Source organism: Pseudarthrobacter sp. BIM B-2242 (assembly GCF_014764445.1).
In the GTDB taxonomy this organism is placed as follows: domain Bacteria; phylum Actinomycetota; class Actinomycetes; order Actinomycetales; family Micrococcaceae; genus Arthrobacter; species Arthrobacter luteus_A.
This window is the reverse complement of sequence record NZ_CP061721.1, coordinates 4,226,926-4,244,001: the sequence shown is the minus strand read 5'-3', so window position 1 is coordinate 4,244,001 and position 17,076 is coordinate 4,226,926. Positions and strand designations below refer to the sequence as shown.

The following is a 17,076-nucleotide window of genomic DNA, read 5'->3' as shown; positions in this document are numbered from 1 at the left end:
ATGACCAACCTCAATGCCGTAGACCCGGCAGCTGTAGCCCAGGACGCGCACCTCGAGGGCGACGATGTGGTGATCGCCAAATCCACCATCATCTTCCGCCGATTCATGCGCAACAAGACCGCCGTGGCGGGGCTGGTAATTTTCCTGGCACTGACTCTCTTCTCCTTCGTGGGCGGTTTCTTCACGTCGTGGGACAAGGAGACCATCGACCCCTTCAACATCGGTATGCCGCCCTCCGGCGATCACTTCCTGGGCACATCCCAGGCAGGCATCGATCTCTACGCCCTGACCGTTGAAGGTACCCGCATATCCATCCTCATCGGCCTGATTGTTGGCCTCGTCTCGGTCCTGATTGCCGCCGTTTACGGCTGCACCATGGCCTACTTCGGCGGGAAAGTGGACAAGGTGATGCTCTTTGTCCTGGAGGCGCTGATCATGATGCCGGCACTGCTGGTGGTGGCGGTGGCCACGAGCGGCGGCGGGGCTACCCTGCAGCAGAACCTCCCCAGCTGGCTGCTCCTGATCATCGTGCTCCTGGTTTTCAGCTGGATGGGCACGGCCAGGCTGATCCGCTCCCTGTCCATGTCGCTGATGCAGCGGGACTTCGTCAAGGCGGCCCAGTACATGGGTGTCCCGCCGCGCAGGATCGTCTGGCGGCACCTGGTGCCCAATATCGGGTCGCTGCTTGTCCTGGACATCACCCGCGGCGTCACCGGCGCCATCCTTGCTGAAGTTGCCTTCTCATTCATCGGCATTGGCATCAAGCTCCCCGATGTCAGCCTGGGCGTGCTGATCGGCGGGGCTACGTCCCAGGTCCAGACCTTCCCGTGGATGTTCTGGGTTCCCCTGACGGTGATGTTCCTGCTGACGGGGTCCCTGGCCATGATGAACGACGGCCTGCGTGACGCCTTCGACCCGAGCTCCAGTTCCGTTGGCCGGGCAAGGAAGAACAATGGACGGAGGAAGGGCAAATGAGCAACGGAACCTACATCGAGCCGGCTGACCAGGCCCCCGCGCCAGCCGAAAGGCTCCACGTGGCAGGCCTGCACTCGCCTTCGGACGCGGTGCTGTCCGTCCGGGACCTGAACGTCAGCTTCAACTCGGAAAACGGGTCAGTCCACGCCGTCCGCGGCGTCAACTTTGACCTCCTGCCCGGCAAAACGCTGGGAATCGTCGGCGAATCCGGGTCCGGTAAATCAGTGACGTCGCTGGCCATCATGGGCCTGCTGCCGGCCACTGCTGATGTCTCCGGGTCAGTCCGGCTCAACGGCAAGGAACTGCTGGGCCTCAGCGACAAAGCCATGTGCGCCTATCGCGGCAACGATATTGCCATGGTGTTCCAGGACCCGCTGTCCTCCCTCACCCCGGTGTACACGGTGGGAACCCAGATCACCGAGGCCCTCACCATTCACAACCCCGCCATGAGCAAACTGGCGAAGGAGGCCCGCGCCGTCGAACTTCTGGCGATGGTGGGCATCCCCAGCCCCAGGAACCGGCTCAAGGCCTTCCCGCACGAGTTTTCCGGCGGCATGCGCCAGCGCGTCATGATTGCCATCGCCATCGCCAACAACCCGCGGGTGCTGATCGCTGACGAGCCGACGACGGCCCTGGACGTCACCATCCAGGCCCAGGTGCTGGAGGTGCTGCATACCGCGCAGGAGGAGACGGGTGCCGCCGTCGTGATGATCACCCACGATCTGGGTGTGGTGGCAGGCATTGCCGACGACATCATGGTGATGTACGCCGGGAAGCCGGTGGAAACCGGCAGTGTGGACGACATCTACTACAACCCCCGGATGCCTTACACAATGGGGCTGTTGGGCGCCGTGCCGCGTGTTGACGTGGCGGAAAAATCCTCACTCGTCCCCATCGACGGGATCCCGCCGAACCTGCTCCATACGCCCACGGGCTGCTCCTTCGCCCCGCGCTGTCCCCTGGTGAGCGACGCCTGCCTCGACGGCGAACCGCCGCTGCTTCCCGCCAATGGCAGCACCGTGCACAAAGCGGCCTGCATCAAGTCGGATGACCTCGGCACGGACGTGGACGTGCTCGAAATCTTCTCGGCACCGCCTGTTGCCGTGTCCCGGTTTGACGCCATCCCCCGCGGGGAACGCGCCAAGGTGCTCGAACTCAAGGACGTCCGCAAGCACTTCCCGCTGACCAAGGGTGCCCTCCTGAAACGGCGCATCGGCACCGTCAAGGCTGTGGACGGCCTCAGTTTCGATATCCGCGAAGGCGAGTGCTTCTCCATCGTGGGGGAGTCCGGCTCCGGAAAGACCACCACCCTCCTGGAAATCATGGAATTCCACAAGGACCAGGACGGTGAGGTGATCATCGGCGGGATCAGCAACAAGCAGGCCGCTGATGCCAGGGCCAAGAGCGCCATGCGCAAGGAAATGCAGATGGTCTTCCAGGACCCCACCGGTGCCCTGGATCCGCGCTTCACGGTCTATGAGGTCCTCGCCGAACCGCTCCAGAACGCGGGCATGGACAAGAAAGCCATCAGGAAGCGCATCATGGAACTGATGCAGCTCGTGGGGCTCCAACCGGACCACGTCAACCGTTTCCCCAACCAGTTCTCCGGCGGTCAGCGGCAGCGCGTCGGTATTGCCCGTGCCTTGGCCGTGAACCCGAAACTGGTGGTCCTGGACGAGCCGGTGTCCGCGCTGGACGTCTCGGTCCAGGCAGGTGTGATCAACCTGCTTGATAAGCTCCGCGCTGAACTGGGCCTCAGCTACCTGATGGTGGCGCATGACCTTTCCGTGGTGCGGCACATTTCCAACCGGGTGGCCGTGATGTATCTCGGCAAGATCGTGGAGATCGGCGAGGTGGACCGGGTCTTCGACAACCCGCGCCACCCGTACACGCGTGCGCTGCTCTCCGCCATCCCCGTTCCGGACCCGCAGATTGAGCGCACCCGGGAGCGGATCATCCTGAAGGGCGACCTGCCCTCCCCGCTGGATGCCCCGAAGGGCTGCAACTTTGCCACCCGCTGCCCGGTGTTCGCCGCCCTGCCGGCAGCCAAGCAGGAGCGCTGCCTCACGCTGGAGCCGCCGCTTGAGGCGGTCCTGCCGTCGCCGGCGGTCAAGGTCCTGGAAGCAGGTCCCGTCCCTCCACTGGACCAGCAGTTCGCCTGCTTCTTCCCGGACGGCGAACTGGACGAGGACATGCTGGTGGTCCACGAAACGGCGGACCCCCATGCGCCCTAGGTTTTCTATACCCATCACAAGCACCACCCGCACCTATGAAGGGAAAACAATGAGGAATCTGACCAAGATCGGCGGAGCCGCGGCAATTGCCGCGGCGCTGACGCTAACAGCCTGTGGCGGTGGTGGCACTCCCACCGGACCGGAAACGGCTAAGGGACAGGAATCGGGCAGCGATCTGTCCAAGCTCATCAGCATCAATGAGAAGCCTGCCGCGGATCTTGAGCAGGGCGGCAAGGTCACCCTGCCGCTGGGCAACATCGGCCCGGATTTCAACGGGTTCTCGAACAACGGCAACAGCGCAGACAACTCTGCCCTGCAGATCCCCATGAACCCGGTGGCCGTGAACAGCGGCGGCATCGGCGGCTGCTGGAAGGTCAGCTTCATCGGCAAAGTGACGCCGAACACCGATTTCTGCGAGTCTGTGGAAAGCGAAGTCACCGACGGCAAGCAGACCATCACCATCAAGGTCAACGACAAGGCCACGTACAACGACGGCACCCCGATCGACGTCAAGGCCTTCCAGAACACCTGGAACATCCTGAAAAGCCCGGATGCCGGCTACGACATTGTCAGCTCCGGTGCCTACGAATTTGTTGAGTCCGTTGAAGCCGGCAGCAGCGACAAGGAAGTCATCGTCAAGACTTCCCAGCCGGTCTACCCCGTGGACTCACTCTTCTTCGGCCTGATCCACCCCGCCGTAAACGCCCCCGAACTCTTCAACGAAGGCTTCAACGGCGAACTTCACCCCGAGTGGATGGCCGGCCCCTTCAAACTGGACCAGTACGACTCTGCTGCCAAGACCGTCACGCTGGTCCCGAACGACAAATGGTGGGGAGCCAAGCCGGTCCTGGAGAGCGTGGTCTTCCGCCAGCTGGAAACCAGCGCGCAGATCGCAGCCTTCAAGAACGGCGAGATTGATGGCATGTCCGCCAACACCATCTCCCTCTACAAGCAGCTGGAAGGCACCAACAACTCCGAGGTCCGCCGTGGCCAGCGCCTCTTCGCCGGCGGTATGAACCTGAACGCCCAGCGGATCACCGATGTGGCCGTCCGCAAGGCCATCTTCGCGGCCGTGGACCGTGAAGCCCTCCGCAAGGTCCGCTTCAACGGTCTCAACTGGGAAGAGCCCAGCTCCGGTTCCATGATGCTCCTGCCGTTCTCCGAGTACTACCAGGACAACTACCCCGTCAAGGAAACCGGCGCGGACGCGGCCAAGAAGGTCCTGACCGACGCCGGCTACACCGCCAACGCCAACGGCATCATGGAGAAGGACGGCAAGCCCGCCGCCTTCAAGATCAGCAACTTCGGTGACGACCCCACCACCCTCGCCTTCACCCAGACCCTGCAGAAGCAGCTTCAGGCCGGCGGCATGGACGTCGGGATCGACCAGCGCGCCTCGGCCGACTTTGGCAAGGTCCTGGGTTCACGAGAGTTCGATATGAGCGTCTCGGGCTACACCGTAGGCCCTGATGCAACGGACGCCGTCAAGCAGTACTACGACTCCAAGACGAACGAGAACCAGCTGGGCGACGCCGAACTGGACAAGAAGATCGCCGACCTCGCTTCCATCGAGGACAATGCCGAGCGCAACAAGGCGGCCATGGAAGTTGAAAAGGAGCACATGGCGAAGTACTACTCCATGGGCGTGGTCATGAACGGACCGCAGATCTCCTTCGTCCGCACCGGGCTGGCCAACTACGGCCCGTCCCTGTTCCAGAGCCTGTCCCAGGTCCCGGACTGGACCACCATCGGCTGGGAAAAGAAGTAACTCCTCCCGCCTGAACGGCTGACTGAACAAGGCACCACGGCCAAGGCCGGCACCTCCGGAACTCCAGGAGGTGCCGGCCTTCGCTGTTGCCGCCCGCCCCGTCAGACGCTCTCTCACTTAATGTGGGTTTTTCACGGACGCTCTCGCACTGGTGCCGCGAGCCGGTCCGCGCCCCGTCAGGAAATTGATAGAGCGTTCGCCTGGAACGCACATTAAGTGAGAGAGCGTTGGTCCGAAACATGCAGTAAGTGGGAGAGCGTCCGGGTACCGTTCTCCCTATGACTTCGACCGAACCTGAACGCATGATCCGGACCGCCGTCGTCGGGTATGGCCTCTCGGGCAGCGTTTTCCACGCGCCGCTCATCGCGGCGGACCCGCGCTACTCGCTGGACGTCATCGCAACGTCCGACGCCGGCCGGCAAGCGGCTGCGACCCAGCGGTACCCGGGCGTCAAAACAGTGCGCGACGGCGGTGCTGTCCTTGAGCTCGCCGGTGGCCTTGATCTCGTGGTGCTAGGGACCCCGCCGGCCACGCATTTCCCGCTGGCGCAGGCAGCGCTGGAAGCCGGCCTGGACGTGGTGGTGGACAAGCCGTTCGCCGTCACCAGTGCCGAGGGCCAGGAACTGATCACCTTGGCTGAGCAGCTCGGCCGGGTCCTTACCGTGTTCCACAACCGGCGTTGGGACGGTGACTTCCTGACAGTCCGGAAGCTCCTGGCCGGCGCAGCACTGGGCACCGTCACCCGCTTCGAGTCCAGCTTCGAGCGCTGGTCCCCGGAGATCGCCAAGGCATGGAAGGCCAGTGCCACGGCGTCAGACGGCGGCGGCGTGCTCTTCGACCTCGGCACACACCTGATCGACCAGGCCCTGCACTTGTTCGGTCCGGCCGCGGTGATCCACTCCGAACTGCGGATCCGGCGTCCCGATGAGAAGGCCGACGACGACGCGTTTGTGGCCCTTCAGCACGAATCGGGCGTTGTCAGCCACCTGACCATGAACATGCTCTGCGCCCAGCAGGGCCCGCGTTTCCGCGTGCTGGGCACCACCGGCGCCTTCACCAAGCACGGGATCGACCCGCAGGAACCCTACATCCTTGCCGGCGGCAGCCCGCTGGATTCCGACTACGGCGTTGAGGCGCCGGAATGGGCCGGATCACTGGGCCGCGACGGACACCTGGACGCACTGCCCACCGAACGAGGCGCCTACCCCGAGTTCTACCGGATTCTGGGAGACAAGATCCGCGGCGGCGGAAGTACCTCCGAACTCCCGGTCCCGGTAGACCCAACTGACGCCGTCGAGGTCCTCAAGGTAATAGAAGCAGCCCGGGAACTGGCTTAAGAAAGAAATCGGCTGTCCCCACCGGCACCCTCGCCTCGCAAGCTCGGCCAGGGAACCCTGCCGGCGTGGGCCCACGCGGCCGTTCTGGGGGTCCAAAAGGGCGGTTACGGAGCAGCCGATGAGTACTGACTAGGCCGAAACGAGCTCGTGCCAGTCCGCGACGAGGGGCAGGTTGTGGGCCTCGGAGACGGAGTGGTGCGCCACGTGGCCGCCGGCGATGTTGAGCCCTGCGGCGAGGGCGGGATCACGGTCGAAGGCTGCCCGGACACCCAGGTTGGCCAAGGCCACGGCGTAGCGCAGGGTGACGTTGGTCAGGGCGTACGTGGACGTGTTGGGAACGGCGCCGGGCATGTTGGCTACGCAGTAGAAGATGCTGTTGTGCACCTTGTAGGTGGGTTCCTGGTGCGTTGTGGGGTGGGTGTCCTCGAAGCAGCCGCCCTGGTCCACGGCGATGTCCACCAGCACGGAGCCGGGCTTCATCCGGGCCACCAGTTCGTTGGTCACCAGCTTGGGGGCCTTGGCGCCGGGGATCAGCACGGAGCCGATGACCAGGTCGGCATCCACAACGGACTTTTCGATCTCGTACTTGTTGGATGCCACGGTCTTGAGCCGGCCGGCGTACTGGGCGTCCAGTTCGCGGAGGCGGTTGATGTTGATGTCCAGGATGGTGACGTCGGCTCCGAGCCCCAGTGCCATTGCGGCGGCGTTGGTGCCGGCCACGCCGGCGCCCAGGACAACGACCTTGGCCGGGCGGACACCCGGGACGCCGCCCAGGAGGACGCCTTTGCCGCCGGCGGGTGCCATCAGGGACGTGGCGCCGACCTGCACGGACAACCGGCCGGCAACCTCGGACATCGGGGCCAGGAGCGGCAGGGCGCGGCCTTCCTGCACGGTCTCGTAGGCGATGGCGGTGACGCCGGAGTTGATGAGCTCCTGCGTGAGTTCGGGCTCCGCGGCGAGGTGGAGGTAAGTGAACAGCACCAGGCCTTTGCGGAAGCGGTGGTATTCGGCCTTGATGGGTTCCTTGACCTTCATGATCATGTCCGCCCGGCCCCAGACGTCATCGGCGTCGGCCACGATCTCTGCGCCGGCGATCGCGTATTCCTCATCCGTGATCCCTGATCCGAGCCCGGCACCGCGTTCCACCAGGACGGTATGGCCGCTGCTGCGGAACTCGTGAACACCGGCGGCGGTGATGGCGACGCGGAATTCGTTGTTCTTGATCTCTTTGGGGACACCGATGATCATTTGGGGCTCCATGTTCTCGGACCGGATGGGTCCGAAATTGCGGGGAAAGGTTGTGATTCCAGAATAAATCCGGCTGTGACCCACCTGACAGGAAAGCGGGATCCTGCCCTGGCGGCACCCGCGTAATACCGGGCTTTTCGGTTTTCTTAGGTCGACAAATGTTTAGCCTGGGGGCGTCAGGTGTCGCCTCATGTTTGTTCGCCGGAAGAGCCTGCTGAGCAGTAGTGTTAGCCCATGCAGCAGGATGTGGAAGCGCTCGTAGAGCAGGTGGCCCAAAAGCTCGGACGCGGTCTCTCACTGGAAGATCTGGACGGCCTGCTGCTCGCCTACAGCTCCAACCAGTCCCACGCCGACCGGGTCAGGGTGAACTTCCTGTTGAGTAAAAGGGTGCCCGCCGATGTCAGTGCCTGGCAGCTCTCCCATGGCATCGCCACAGCCGTCCGCCCGGTGATAATTCCCGCCAACCCGGACCTGGACATGCTCGGCCGGGTCTGTGTTCCGCTGATGGTCCGCGGGTTCCGCGTGGGGTACCTGTGGGTGCAGCAGGACTCCGCAGAGGAAAGCCCGACGGCGATTGTCTCCCAGTTGCCGGCGGTGACCCATGAGATTGAGCTGCTTTCCGGCATGCTCCTGGACTCCAACACCGCAGAGTCCGAATTCCGGCGCAGCCGCGAACGCGAGTTCCTGGCGGCCTGCTCCGGCGAGGCGAACGCGGTGGCGGCCATTGCCGGCTGGAAGGAAATCCAAGGCAAGGGTCCGTGGCAGGTGGTCACAGTGCTCGACGCCGACGGCTGGGCAGGCGGTCCTGACCCCATCGCCTCCACGCTGATCCACCGCTCGGCCGCGCTCCAGGCCACTATCGGTGTGGACAAGGCGTTGTTCAGCGCGGGTACCGAAACCCACTCGGTGGTGCTGTTCAGTGAGTCGGTGGGCCGCGCCAACCACGCCCAGGTCCTGGTCCACTACCAGTTGGAGCTCGCCAAACGTTCCGGCCGCCCGGTGCACCGCATCATCCTGGGCATCAGCGAGGGTTTCGCGAAGCCGCGCGAGCTGGCAGAGGCATACCGGCAATCGCGGCAGGCGGCCCAGGCGGCCGCGGTGGATCCCCAGCTGGGCGAACTGGTGGACTGCCGGTCCACGGGGGTCTACCAACTGCTGGCATCGGCCGGCGGCGGAGCGGGCGCCTGGGCCGACTCCGGGTCCGTCTACGTCCGGATGCTGGAGGACCACGACCGGAACCATGAGCTACTCCCGGTGCTGGAGCTCATTTACGACAACGACGGCTCCGTCCAGGACGTTGCCACCAAACTCCACCTGCACCGCAGCAGCGTCTACAACCGGCTGGGCCGTATCCGCCAGCTCCTCGGCGTCGACCCCCTGAAAGGCATGCCCCGCCTGGAACTCCACGCCGCGCTGAAGATGCGGCGCTGGGCGATGCGTCCCCGGATCTAGCTGGTCCCGGCCGCCTGCTCGTTTTTCTTCTGCTGGTCCAGCCACGCCATGATGGCCGCCAGCCTGATCCTGCGGTGCGTGCCGCGGTATTCCACCGGGATTTCGCCGCGGTCTGTCATGTTGCGCAGATACGTGTGGGAAATGCCGGCGAGTTCGGCCGCCTGGGAGGTGGTGAGCATTTCCTCCACGCTGCTGACAGTCACCGCTTCGCCGCGGCTGAACCGGCTGAGAAGGTCGACGACGGCGTCCCTCGCCTCGGGCGTCAGCCGGTGGACGGTGCCGTCCACAAAGACCGTGATGTCGTGGCCGCCTTCCAATGCCTGCCGCAGTTTTCCTGCGTCTTCGGCCGGCAGGCCGGCAGTCATTCGGGGAGCTATCAGTGCCATGCCAACAGCCTAACCCGGCACCTGCAGGGGAGGGCGGTATGCTCGCTGGGTGAAGCTCACCGGTGGCAGGGACATTGAAACAGGCGGCCTGACGGGCCGTTTGTACGCTTCAGTCGCGCCCGGGGACGACGGTCCGCGCCGGACCTATGTCCTGCTGCACGGAATTGGTGTCTCCCACCGCTACCTTGCACGGCTGCACCAGGAGCTTTCGCTGACGGCCGACGTCTATTCCTTTGACCTGCCGGGTTTCGGCGATGCGCCCAAGCCTCCGCGCCAGGTACCGGTGGGTGAGTTCGCCGCTTTTGTACGCACCGCGCTCGCGGCTGCCGGCGTGACGTCCTGTGTGGTGGTCGGCCACTCCATGGGCACCCAGCATGCTGTGGAACTGGCGCTGCAGGAGCCGGATCTCGTGGCCGGGCTGGTGCTGATGGGACCGGTGGTGGACCCCCGCCGCAAATCGATTGCGAGGCAGGCGTTCGCCCTGACCCGCGACGCCATGTTCAGCGAAAGCCTGTCCGCAAACGCCATTGTTTTCTCGGACTATTTCCGGGCCGGCCTCCGCTGGTACCTCACCGAGTTGCCCGTCATGATGCAGTATCCGCTGGAGGCCCGGATCAGCGGCGTCAGCCAGCCGCTGCTGGTGCTCCGCGGCAGCAAGGACCCGATTGCCGGCCGCGACTGGTGCCGCCTGCTGGCAGCCCGGACGCCCCAGGGCAGCGCAGCCGAAATCCCCGGCCACGGCCACGTTTTCCAGCACACCGCCACGGGGCCCGCGGCCGCGGCGATCAGCAGTTGGGCCCGGGCAGTGGACGGCTTCGGCGTGACAGCCTGAACGGCGTCATCTTCTGAGTGCGCCACCGCCGCAATGAACCGGCAACCGGCGCGCACCGCGTGAGGTGAGCGCCGGCGTCGTACTCTTCGTGGCGCCGCCTATTCGGCGTCCAGGTCCGTTTCCAGGAGCTTGACCAGGGAGTCCAGTGCCGCGTCGGCGCCGTCACCTTCGGCGCGCAGCACCACCACATCACCCTTTGCGGCACCGAGGGTCATCAGCGAGAGGATGCTCGAAGCGTCCAGCGCGTCATCCTCCGGGTCGCCCTGCATGGCGATGGTGACGTCCACTCCCACATCGCCGGCAGCCTCGGCGAAGAGCGCGGCGGGGCGGGCGTGCAGGCCGGAGCGGCTGGCGATGGTGGCGATGCGTTCGGGCATTGTTCCTCCTGGTAGGTGTTTGTAGTGGTTGGCGGGGCGCCGGAGCCGGCTGCTCAGAGCCCGAGTTCTTCAAGCACGGGAAGCTTTTCGCGGACCCAGGCACGCGCCTCGGTGGCGCTGGGCGCGGACAGTGCCAGCTTGGCCAGCTGCTGCGCCTCGGCAAGGGTGACCGTCTTCAGGACCGCGGCCACGGCGGCAAGGGAGCGCGCCGTCATGGACAGCGTGGTGACGCCCAGGCCGGTGAGTACGACGGCGAGGGCCGGGTCCGCGGCAGCCTCACCGCAGACGCCCACAGGCTTGTTGTTCCCCTCGGCGCGGGAGCCTTCCACCGTAAGCCCCACGAGGCGGAGGACAGCCGGCTGCCACGGCGTGTTCAGGTTGGCGAGCGGGCCCAGCTGGCGGTCGGCGGCCATGGCGTACTGGGTAAGGTCGTTGGTACCCAGGCTGGCGAAGCCCACTTCACGCAGGATGGCTTCGGCGGTCAGTGCAGCGGACGGGACCTCCACCATCACGCCGGGGGTCCTGATCCCGGCGTCGGCGCACATGGAAGCAAAGCGGGCAGCCTCTTCCGCAGTCGAAATCATCGGAGCCATTACCCAGACGTCCGCTTCGGACTGCGCCTCGGCCAAGGCGATGGCTTCCAGCTGGCGGTCCAGGACGCCGGGGGTGGTGAAGTCCGTCCGGTAGCCGCGGACGCCCAGGGCCGGGTTGGGTTCCGTGGAGTCGGTCAGGAACGGAAGCGGCTTGTCGGCGCCGGCGTCGAGCGTGCGCAGGACCACCTTTTTGCCCGGGAACGCATCAAAGACGCTCTTGTACGCGGCGGCCTGCTCTTCAACGGTGGGCTCGGTGTCCCGCTCCAGGAAGCAGAACTCGGTGCGGAACAGGCCCACGCCCTGGGCGCCAAGTTTTGCGGCTGCCTCGGCATCCTTGCCGCCGCCAACGTTGGCGAGCAGGGGCACCAGGTGGCCGTCCGCCGTCGCACCCGTGCCGCTGAATTCAGCCAGCAGGGAGGCGGTGGCCGCCCACGCCTCCGCTGCGGCACGCAGGGATTCATCGGGCTCGGCCGTGATGGTCCCACCCGCGCCGTCCACGTAGACTTCCGTGCCCTCCTCGAGTTCGTCCACGCCGACGGCAGCCACTACTGCCGGCAGGCCGAGGGAGCGGGCAATGATGGCGGTGTGGGACTGCGGGCCGCCGCCGGCTGTCACAAGTGCCAATACCTTGTTCGGATCCAGCGTGGCGGTGTCCGCCGGAGCCAGGTCCTCGGCCACCAGGACGAACGGGGTACTGGAGGCCGGAATGCCGGGCGCGGGGACGCCGCGCAGCTCGGCAACGATCCGTGCACGCACGTCCAGGACGTCGGTGGCGCGTTCGGCCATGTAGCCGCCGAGGTTGTGAAGCATTTCGGAAACGGAGGAACCCGACTCCCAGATGGCGCGTTCGGCGGAGGTGCCGCGGGCCACGAGCTTCGCCGCACCCTTGATCAGCATGGTGTCCTTGGCCATCAGTGCCGTGGCTTCCAGGACTGCCTTGCCGTCACCGGTGGCGTGGGCGGCACGGTTCTTCAATTCGTCGTGCACGGCCTGGGAGGCGGCCTTGAGGGCGGCTGTCGCGTCCTCGGCGGTGACTCCGGCGGGCAGCTGCTCACCTGCCGGGGGTTCGCTGATCGGTTTGGGCATCTGGCGGATGGTTCCGATGATGCGGCCGGGGCTGACGCCTACTCCTGGGAAGGTCTGCACTGAAGGTCCTCATTCTCTGCCGTTTGCCAGGCCCGCCCAAGGTGGTCCCGGCGCCATGCCGGGGCCGCCGCGACAACCATGTGCGACGGCGGAAACGTGCCTGAAAAAATTGTATGTGATTCAGTTCATATAGCAATGCTATAGGTGATAGGGTAGCGGCTATGAGTTTGGATGGCCAGCTTCCCCCCAAAATGCGACTGCTCAAAGCAGCGGCAGAATTGCTGGCAAAATCCGCGGGGGCATCCGTTTCCACCCGCCAGATCACGCAGCTGGCAGGAGTCACGGCGCCCACGCTGTACCACCACTTCGGTGACAAGGAAGGTCTTTTCGACGCCGTTGTCGCCGCGGGATTTGAGGAATACGTTGCGGGTGAGAGGGATTTCGCCCCGTCCGGACAGCCGCTGGAAGACATCCGGCGGATGTGGGACAACCACGTCCAGTTCGGGCTCAACCAGCCGGAACTGTATTTGGTGATGTTCGGCAATATCCGTCCGGAAAGCCGCCCCGCCATCGTTGCCGATGCCGAGGCTTTGCTTGAAGAAATGTTGACCAAAGCAGCAGCGGCAGGCCAGCTGAATGTCCAGCCCCGGGAGGCCGCCAGGTCCATCCTGGCCGCCAACGTGGGTGTGACGCTCATGCTGATCGCTGAGCCCGTTGCTGAACGAAACCTTGAACTGTCCACCATGACCCGGGACGCCATGATCTTTGCGGTGTCCACGGAGCAGGCCGCAGGAGCTTCCCCGGAAGACTCGGGAAAGTCCTCGGTGGTGGTGGCTGCGATCGCCCTGAACGCCGCACTCCAGGCATCGCACTCGGACCAGCTCTCCAGCTCGGAACTCAAACTGTTCCTCGAATGGCTCCACCGGATCTCCACCAGCACTTCGTCGTAAATATCGGACCCATCCTGCGCAGCAGCAGGAATGACGGTTAGGAAATCACATGGCAACAGAGACAGTTGCAAAACCCCGCACCAGCGTGCGGGTCGGCGTCCAGAAGTTCGGGACGTTCCTGTCCGGAATGATCATGCCCAACATGGGGGCGTTCATCGCCTGGGGCCTCATCACCGCGCTCTTTATCGAGAAGGGCTGGATCCCGGTCCCAGGGCTGGGAGGCTTCGGCACAAACGCTGACGGCGATCCCAACGTTGGCCTGGTTGGCCCCATGATCACCTACCTGCTGCCCCTCCTGATCGCGTACACGGGCGGCCGGATGGTCTATGACGTCCGCGGCGGCGTCGTGGGTGCCATCGGCACCATGGGCGTCATTGTGGGCGCCGGTATTCCGATGTTCATCGGCGCCATGATCATGGGTCCGCTTGGCGGCTGGACCATGAAGAAGATCGACTCCCTCTGGGACGGCAAGATCCGGCCCGGCTTCGAAATGCTGGTCAACAACTTCGCCGCAGGCATCTGGGGCGCCCTGCTGGCCATGCTTGGCTTCTACGGCATCTCTCCGCTGGTCACAGCGTTCAGCACAGGCGCCGGAAACGTGGTGCAGTTCCTGGTCAACAACGGCCTGCTGCCGCTCACCAGCATCTTCATCGAGCCGGCCAAGGTGCTGTTCCTGAACAACGCCATCAACCACGGTGTGCTGACTCCGCTGGGCATCCAGCAGTCACTGGACCAGGGCAAGTCCATCCTGTTCCTGCTCGAAGCCAACCCCGGCCCCGGCCTGGGCATCCTGCTGGCGTACATGTTCTTCGGCAGGGGTGTGGCCAAGGCGTCAGCCTCCGGTGCTGCCATCATCCACTTCCTCGGCGGCATCCACGAGATCTACTTCCCCTACGTCCTGATGCGCCCGCTCCTGATCCTGGCTGCGATCGCCGGCGGCATGACCGGCATCGCCACCATGGCCATCACCGGTTCCGGGCTGGTTGCCCCCGCGGCGCCCGGATCGATCCTTGCAGTACTCGCCCAGACCTCGCGTGACAGCTACGTCGGGGTGATCCTGGCGGTAATTCTTGCCACCACGGTTTCCTTCCTGGTGGCCTCCGTGATCCTCAAGACCACCAAGCACAGCGATGAGACGGACCTGACCGACGCCACGTCCAAGATGGAGTCCATGAAGGGCAAAAAGAGCTCTGTGTCCTCGGCCCTGACCGGCGCGGGTGCAGGCGCCGGCGCGGGTGTTGGCACGGCCGTCCTCGCAGGCCCCATCAAGAACATTGTGTTTGCCTGCGACGCCGGCATGGGCTCCAGCGCCATGGGCGCCTCGGTACTGCGGAACAAGATCAAGGCCGCCGGTTTTCCCGACGTCAAGGTCACCAACGCGGCCATCGCCAACCTCAACGACACGTACGACGTTGTGATCACCCACCAGGACCTGACCGAGCGGGCCAAGCCGGCCACGTCCAGCGCGGCGCACTTCTCGGTGGACAACTTCATGAACAGCCCCCGGTACGACGAAATTGTGGAACTGGTCAGGGAACACAACGCCGGGGGTGCGACGCCCGACGCCGGTGCTGCCGCCGCAGGTGTTGCCACTGCCGGAGCCGGAGCGGCCGGCCACGGCGCCCACGTCGCCGATGCCCCCGTTGACGGCGCAGGTGCTGCCGGCAGCGGGACCGCAGCTGCCGCCGGGACCGAGGCGCCGCCGTCGGACATCCTGGTGGCTGACAGCGTCATCCTCGACGGCGCCGCCACCACGCGGGATGCAGCGATCGACGAAGCGGGCCGGCTCCTGCTGGACCGCGGCGCCGTGGACGAGGGCTACATCGCGGCGATGCACGAGCGCGAAGAGTCCGTGTCCACGTACATGGGCAGCTTCCTGGCCATCCCGCACGGCACCAACGCGGCCAAGGACCACATCATGAAGTCCGCGGTGTCCGTGATCCGTTACCCGGACGGCATTGACTGGAACGGCAAGCAGGTCAAGTTCGTGGTGGGCGTGGCAGGCATCAACAACGAGCACCTCCACATCCTGTCCTCCATCGCCAAGGTCTTCACCAACAAGGCCCAGGTGGCCCAGCTGGAGGCCGCGACCTCCGTGGACGAAGTCCTGGAACTGTTCGGAAAGGTCAACGCATAGTGAAGGCAGTACATTTTGGCGCCGGGAACATCGGCCGCGGGTTTGTCGGGCTGCTGCTGCACCAGGCCGGGTATGAGGTGGTGTTCGCCGACGTCGCGGACGCCCTCATCAGCCAGCTGGCGGCAGCAGACAGCTACAACGTCAACGAGGTGGGGGAGAACCCCACCGTCCGGACGGTGGATAACTTCCGGGCGCTGAATTCCGGCACCCAGGAAGCGGACCTGGTGCGGGAAATCGCCACGGCGGACATGGTCACCACCGCCGTGGGGCCGCACATCCTGAAGTTCGTGGCGCCCGCCATTGCCAAGGGCATCGCCGCGCGCGAGGCCGGGCTGGCGCCGCTGCAGGTCATGGCCTGTGAGAACGCCATCAATGCCACGGACATCCTGCGGACCGAAGTGGCGGCCCTCTGGGACGACGCAGCCGGCTCGCTGGACTCCCTGGCGGTGTTTGCGAACACCGCCGTGGACAGGATCGTGCCCAACCAGGAGCCCGGGCAGGGCCTGGACGTCACGGTGGAGACGTTCTACGAGTGGGTCATCGACCGGACCGCGTTTGGCGATGCGGCGCCGGTGATTCCGGGTGCCACCTTCGTGGACGAGCTCTCGCCCTACATCGAGCGGAAGCTCTTCACCGTGAACACCGGGCACGCGTCCGCCGCGTACTTCGGTTTTGAGGCCGGGCTGGAGAAGATTTCCGACGCCATGGCCGATCAGGACGTAGCGGAGGACGTCCGCGCCGTCCTGGAAGAGACCAAGCAGCTGCTGGTGGCCAAACACGGGTTCAGTAACGATGAACAGGAAGCTTACGTCCAGAAGATCCTGGTCCGGTTCTCCAACCCGCACCTGCCGGACACGGTGAACCGGGTGGGCCGCGCCCCGCTGCGGAAGCTCAGCCGGCACGAGCGGTTCATCGGTCCGGCGGCCGAGCTGGCCGAACGCGGAATCGTGCCGGAAGCCCTGCTGGGTGCCATCGCCGCAGCTCTGCGCTTCAACGATCCGGCCGACGCCGAGGCCACGGAACTCGCGCAGATCCTGGCATCGTCTACGCCCGCGGATGCCACCGAACGGATCACGGGCCTGGCTCCCGAACACCCGCTGTTCGCCGCCGTGTCCACCCTTGTGGAGGAGCGCCAGCAGGAAGGGGCAATAGCCCCGGCCTAGCGCGGCCGTGCCCCTCCTCCCGTCCACCCATACCCCCGCCCACCCCCGGACGCTCTCTCACTTAATGCGGGTTTTTCGGGAACCCTCTCGCACTTAACGCGGGTTTTCGCAGGTTGTCAAGCTGTGTGGAGTCATTGGGTTTGTTGTGTGGGTGTTTTTGTTGTCGGGAGGTTGATTCCGGCATGGCTGGCTGGGGCTGGTGTCGTTGGGCGCTGGTGGAATCGTTCGGGGTGTTTGTTGTAGTAGCGCTGTAGTGCCTGGTCCCGGGTTTTCCAAACTTCCTTCCATGAGCCGTCATGGACTTCGGCGGGCGAGAACAGTGCGATGCCCGAGTGTTTGTGTTGGGTGTTATACCAGGGCACGTAGTCGGCAAGGTAGGCCCGGGCGGCCTCGACTTCTTTGAACACACGGGGGTAGCCGGGCCTGTACTTCATGGTCCGGAACCCGGACTCGGAGAAGGGGTTGTCGTTCGAGACGTAGGGCCGGTTGTGGGAGAGCTCCACGCCGTGGCCGGTGAGAGCTTCGCGGAGCGCAGGTT

Annotated in this window: 14 protein-coding genes; 9 read left to right on the top strand and 5 right to left on the bottom strand. The window is 65.1% G+C overall.

The window, feature by feature from the left end:
* The 4 genes from IDT60_RS19570 (at window position 1) to IDT60_RS19555 (ending at window position 6,314) form a co-directional block, all read left to right on the top strand.
* Window positions 1-975: an ABC transporter permease gene (locus IDT60_RS19570; RefSeq protein WP_164204004.1), complete on the top strand. Its 975-nt coding sequence runs from the start codon at window positions 1-3 to the stop codon at window positions 973-975.
* On the top strand, window positions 972-3,209 hold the full coding sequence (locus IDT60_RS19565; RefSeq protein WP_191080318.1) for a dipeptide ABC transporter ATP-binding protein: 2,238 nt from the start codon (window positions 972-974) through the stop codon (window positions 3,207-3,209). Before IDT60_RS19570 ends, IDT60_RS19565 begins: the two co-directional genes overlap by 4 nt.
* A gap of 49 nt (window positions 3,210-3,258) precedes the next feature.
* Entirely contained in the window at window positions 3,259-4,977 is a 1,719-nt protein-coding gene (locus tag IDT60_RS19560; RefSeq protein WP_191080317.1) for an ABC transporter family substrate-binding protein, read from the top strand.
* 278 nt (window positions 4,978-5,255) lie between these two features.
* Entirely contained in the window at window positions 5,256-6,314 is a 1,059-nt protein-coding gene (locus IDT60_RS19555; RefSeq protein WP_191080316.1) for a Gfo/Idh/MocA family oxidoreductase, read from the top strand.
* Window positions 6,315-6,443: 129 nt separating this feature from the next.
* On the opposite strand, the gene ald is transcribed toward IDT60_RS19555, so the two are convergent.
* Entirely contained in the window at window positions 6,444-7,562 is a 1,119-nt protein-coding gene (ald, locus tag IDT60_RS19550) for an alanine dehydrogenase (protein WP_191080315.1), read from the bottom strand.
* A 234-nt stretch (window positions 7,563-7,796) separates the two neighbouring features.
* On the opposite strand from ald, the gene IDT60_RS19545 reads away from it, so the two are divergent.
* Window positions 7,797-9,014 (top strand): CdaR family transcriptional regulator, encoded by a 1,218-nt coding sequence (locus IDT60_RS19545; protein WP_191080314.1) that lies wholly within the window; start codon window positions 7,797-7,799, stop codon window positions 9,012-9,014.
* On the opposite strand, the gene IDT60_RS19540 is transcribed toward IDT60_RS19545, so the two are convergent.
* Window positions 9,011-9,400 carry a helix-turn-helix domain-containing protein gene (locus tag IDT60_RS19540; RefSeq protein WP_164204016.1) on the bottom strand — a complete coding sequence of 130 codons (390 nt, stop codon included), beginning with the start codon at window positions 9,398-9,400 and terminating at the stop codon, window positions 9,011-9,013. The two genes, IDT60_RS19545 and IDT60_RS19540, sit on opposite strands and share 4 nt — an antisense overlap.
* A gap of 49 nt (window positions 9,401-9,449) precedes the next feature.
* Here IDT60_RS19540 and IDT60_RS19535 point away from each other — a divergent pair, with 49 nt between their 5' ends.
* Window positions 9,450-10,232: an alpha/beta fold hydrolase gene (locus IDT60_RS19535; RefSeq protein WP_223883815.1), complete on the top strand. Its 783-nt coding sequence runs from the start codon at window positions 9,450-9,452 to the stop codon at window positions 10,230-10,232.
* Between the two features lie 98 nt (window positions 10,233-10,330).
* Here the strand turns inward: IDT60_RS19535 and IDT60_RS19530 are convergent, their stop codons facing one another.
* Both IDT60_RS19530 and ptsP read right to left on the bottom strand, forming a co-directional pair.
* Window positions 10,331-10,609 (bottom strand): HPr family phosphocarrier protein, encoded by a 279-nt coding sequence (locus IDT60_RS19530; RefSeq protein WP_164204018.1) that lies wholly within the window; start codon window positions 10,607-10,609, stop codon window positions 10,331-10,333.
* Window positions 10,610-10,662: 53 nt separating this feature from the next.
* Window positions 10,663-12,348 carry a phosphoenolpyruvate--protein phosphotransferase gene (gene ptsP, locus IDT60_RS19525; protein ID WP_191080313.1) on the bottom strand — a complete coding sequence of 562 codons (1,686 nt, stop codon included), beginning with the start codon at window positions 12,346-12,348 and terminating at the stop codon, window positions 10,663-10,665.
* A gap of 161 nt (window positions 12,349-12,509) precedes the next feature.
* Here ptsP and IDT60_RS19520 point away from each other — a divergent pair, with 161 nt between their 5' ends.
* The 3 genes from IDT60_RS19520 to IDT60_RS19510 are packed head-to-tail and all read left to right on the top strand — an operon-like array spanning window position 12,510 to window position 16,538.
* Complete coding sequence (locus IDT60_RS19520) at window positions 12,510-13,238, top strand: TetR/AcrR family transcriptional regulator (protein WP_164204022.1); 729 nt, start codon at window positions 12,510-12,512, stop codon at window positions 13,236-13,238.
* Between the two features lie 49 nt (window positions 13,239-13,287).
* The gene (locus tag IDT60_RS19515; RefSeq protein WP_191080312.1) at window positions 13,288-15,375 is read left to right on the top strand and encodes a PTS mannitol transporter subunit IICBA; all 2,088 of its coding nucleotides are present in this window, start codon (window positions 13,288-13,290) and stop codon (window positions 15,373-15,375) included.
* Entirely contained in the window at window positions 15,375-16,538 is a 1,164-nt protein-coding gene (locus IDT60_RS19510; protein ID WP_191080311.1) for a mannitol-1-phosphate 5-dehydrogenase, read from the top strand. Before IDT60_RS19515 ends, IDT60_RS19510 begins: the two co-directional genes overlap by 1 nt.
* A 131-nt stretch (window positions 16,539-16,669) precedes the next feature.
* Here IDT60_RS19510 and IDT60_RS19505 read toward each other — a convergent pair whose 3' ends face one another.
* Entirely contained in the window at window positions 16,670-17,041 is a 372-nt protein-coding gene (locus IDT60_RS19505; RefSeq protein WP_191080310.1) for an integrase core domain-containing protein, read from the bottom strand.
* Between the last annotated feature and the right edge of the window lie 35 nt (window positions 17,042-17,076).

What these genes read in the sequence shown, in the direction of transcription:
- IDT60_RS19570 (WP_164204004.1), top strand. Translation starts at nt 1, where the DNA reads ATGACCAACCTCAATGCCGTAGACCCGGCAGCTGTAGCCCAGGACGCG.
- IDT60_RS19540 (WP_164204016.1), bottom strand. Translation starts at nt 9,400, where the DNA reads ATGGCACTGATAGCTCCCCGAATGACTGCCGGCCTGCCGGCCGAAGAC.
- IDT60_RS19520 (WP_164204022.1), top strand. Translation starts at nt 12,510, where the DNA reads ATGAGTTTGGATGGCCAGCTTCCCCCCAAAATGCGACTGCTCAAAGCA.
- IDT60_RS19555 (WP_191080316.1), top strand. Translation starts at nt 5,256, where the DNA reads ATGACTTCGACCGAACCTGAACGCATGATCCGGACCGCCGTCGTCGGG.
- IDT60_RS19545 (WP_191080314.1), top strand. Translation starts at nt 7,797, where the DNA reads ATGCAGCAGGATGTGGAAGCGCTCGTAGAGCAGGTGGCCCAAAAGCTC.
- ald (WP_191080315.1), bottom strand. Translation starts at nt 7,562, where the DNA reads ATGATCATCGGTGTCCCCAAAGAGATCAAGAACAACGAATTCCGCGTC.
- IDT60_RS19515 (WP_191080312.1), top strand. Translation starts at nt 13,288, where the DNA reads ATGGCAACAGAGACAGTTGCAAAACCCCGCACCAGCGTGCGGGTCGGC.
- IDT60_RS19565 (WP_191080318.1), top strand. Translation starts at nt 972, where the DNA reads ATGAGCAACGGAACCTACATCGAGCCGGCTGACCAGGCCCCCGCGCCA.
- IDT60_RS19530 (WP_164204018.1), bottom strand. Translation starts at nt 10,609, where the DNA reads ATGCCCGAACGCATCGCCACCATCGCCAGCCGCTCCGGCCTGCACGCC.
- IDT60_RS19560 (WP_191080317.1), top strand. Translation starts at nt 3,259, where the DNA reads ATGAGGAATCTGACCAAGATCGGCGGAGCCGCGGCAATTGCCGCGGCG.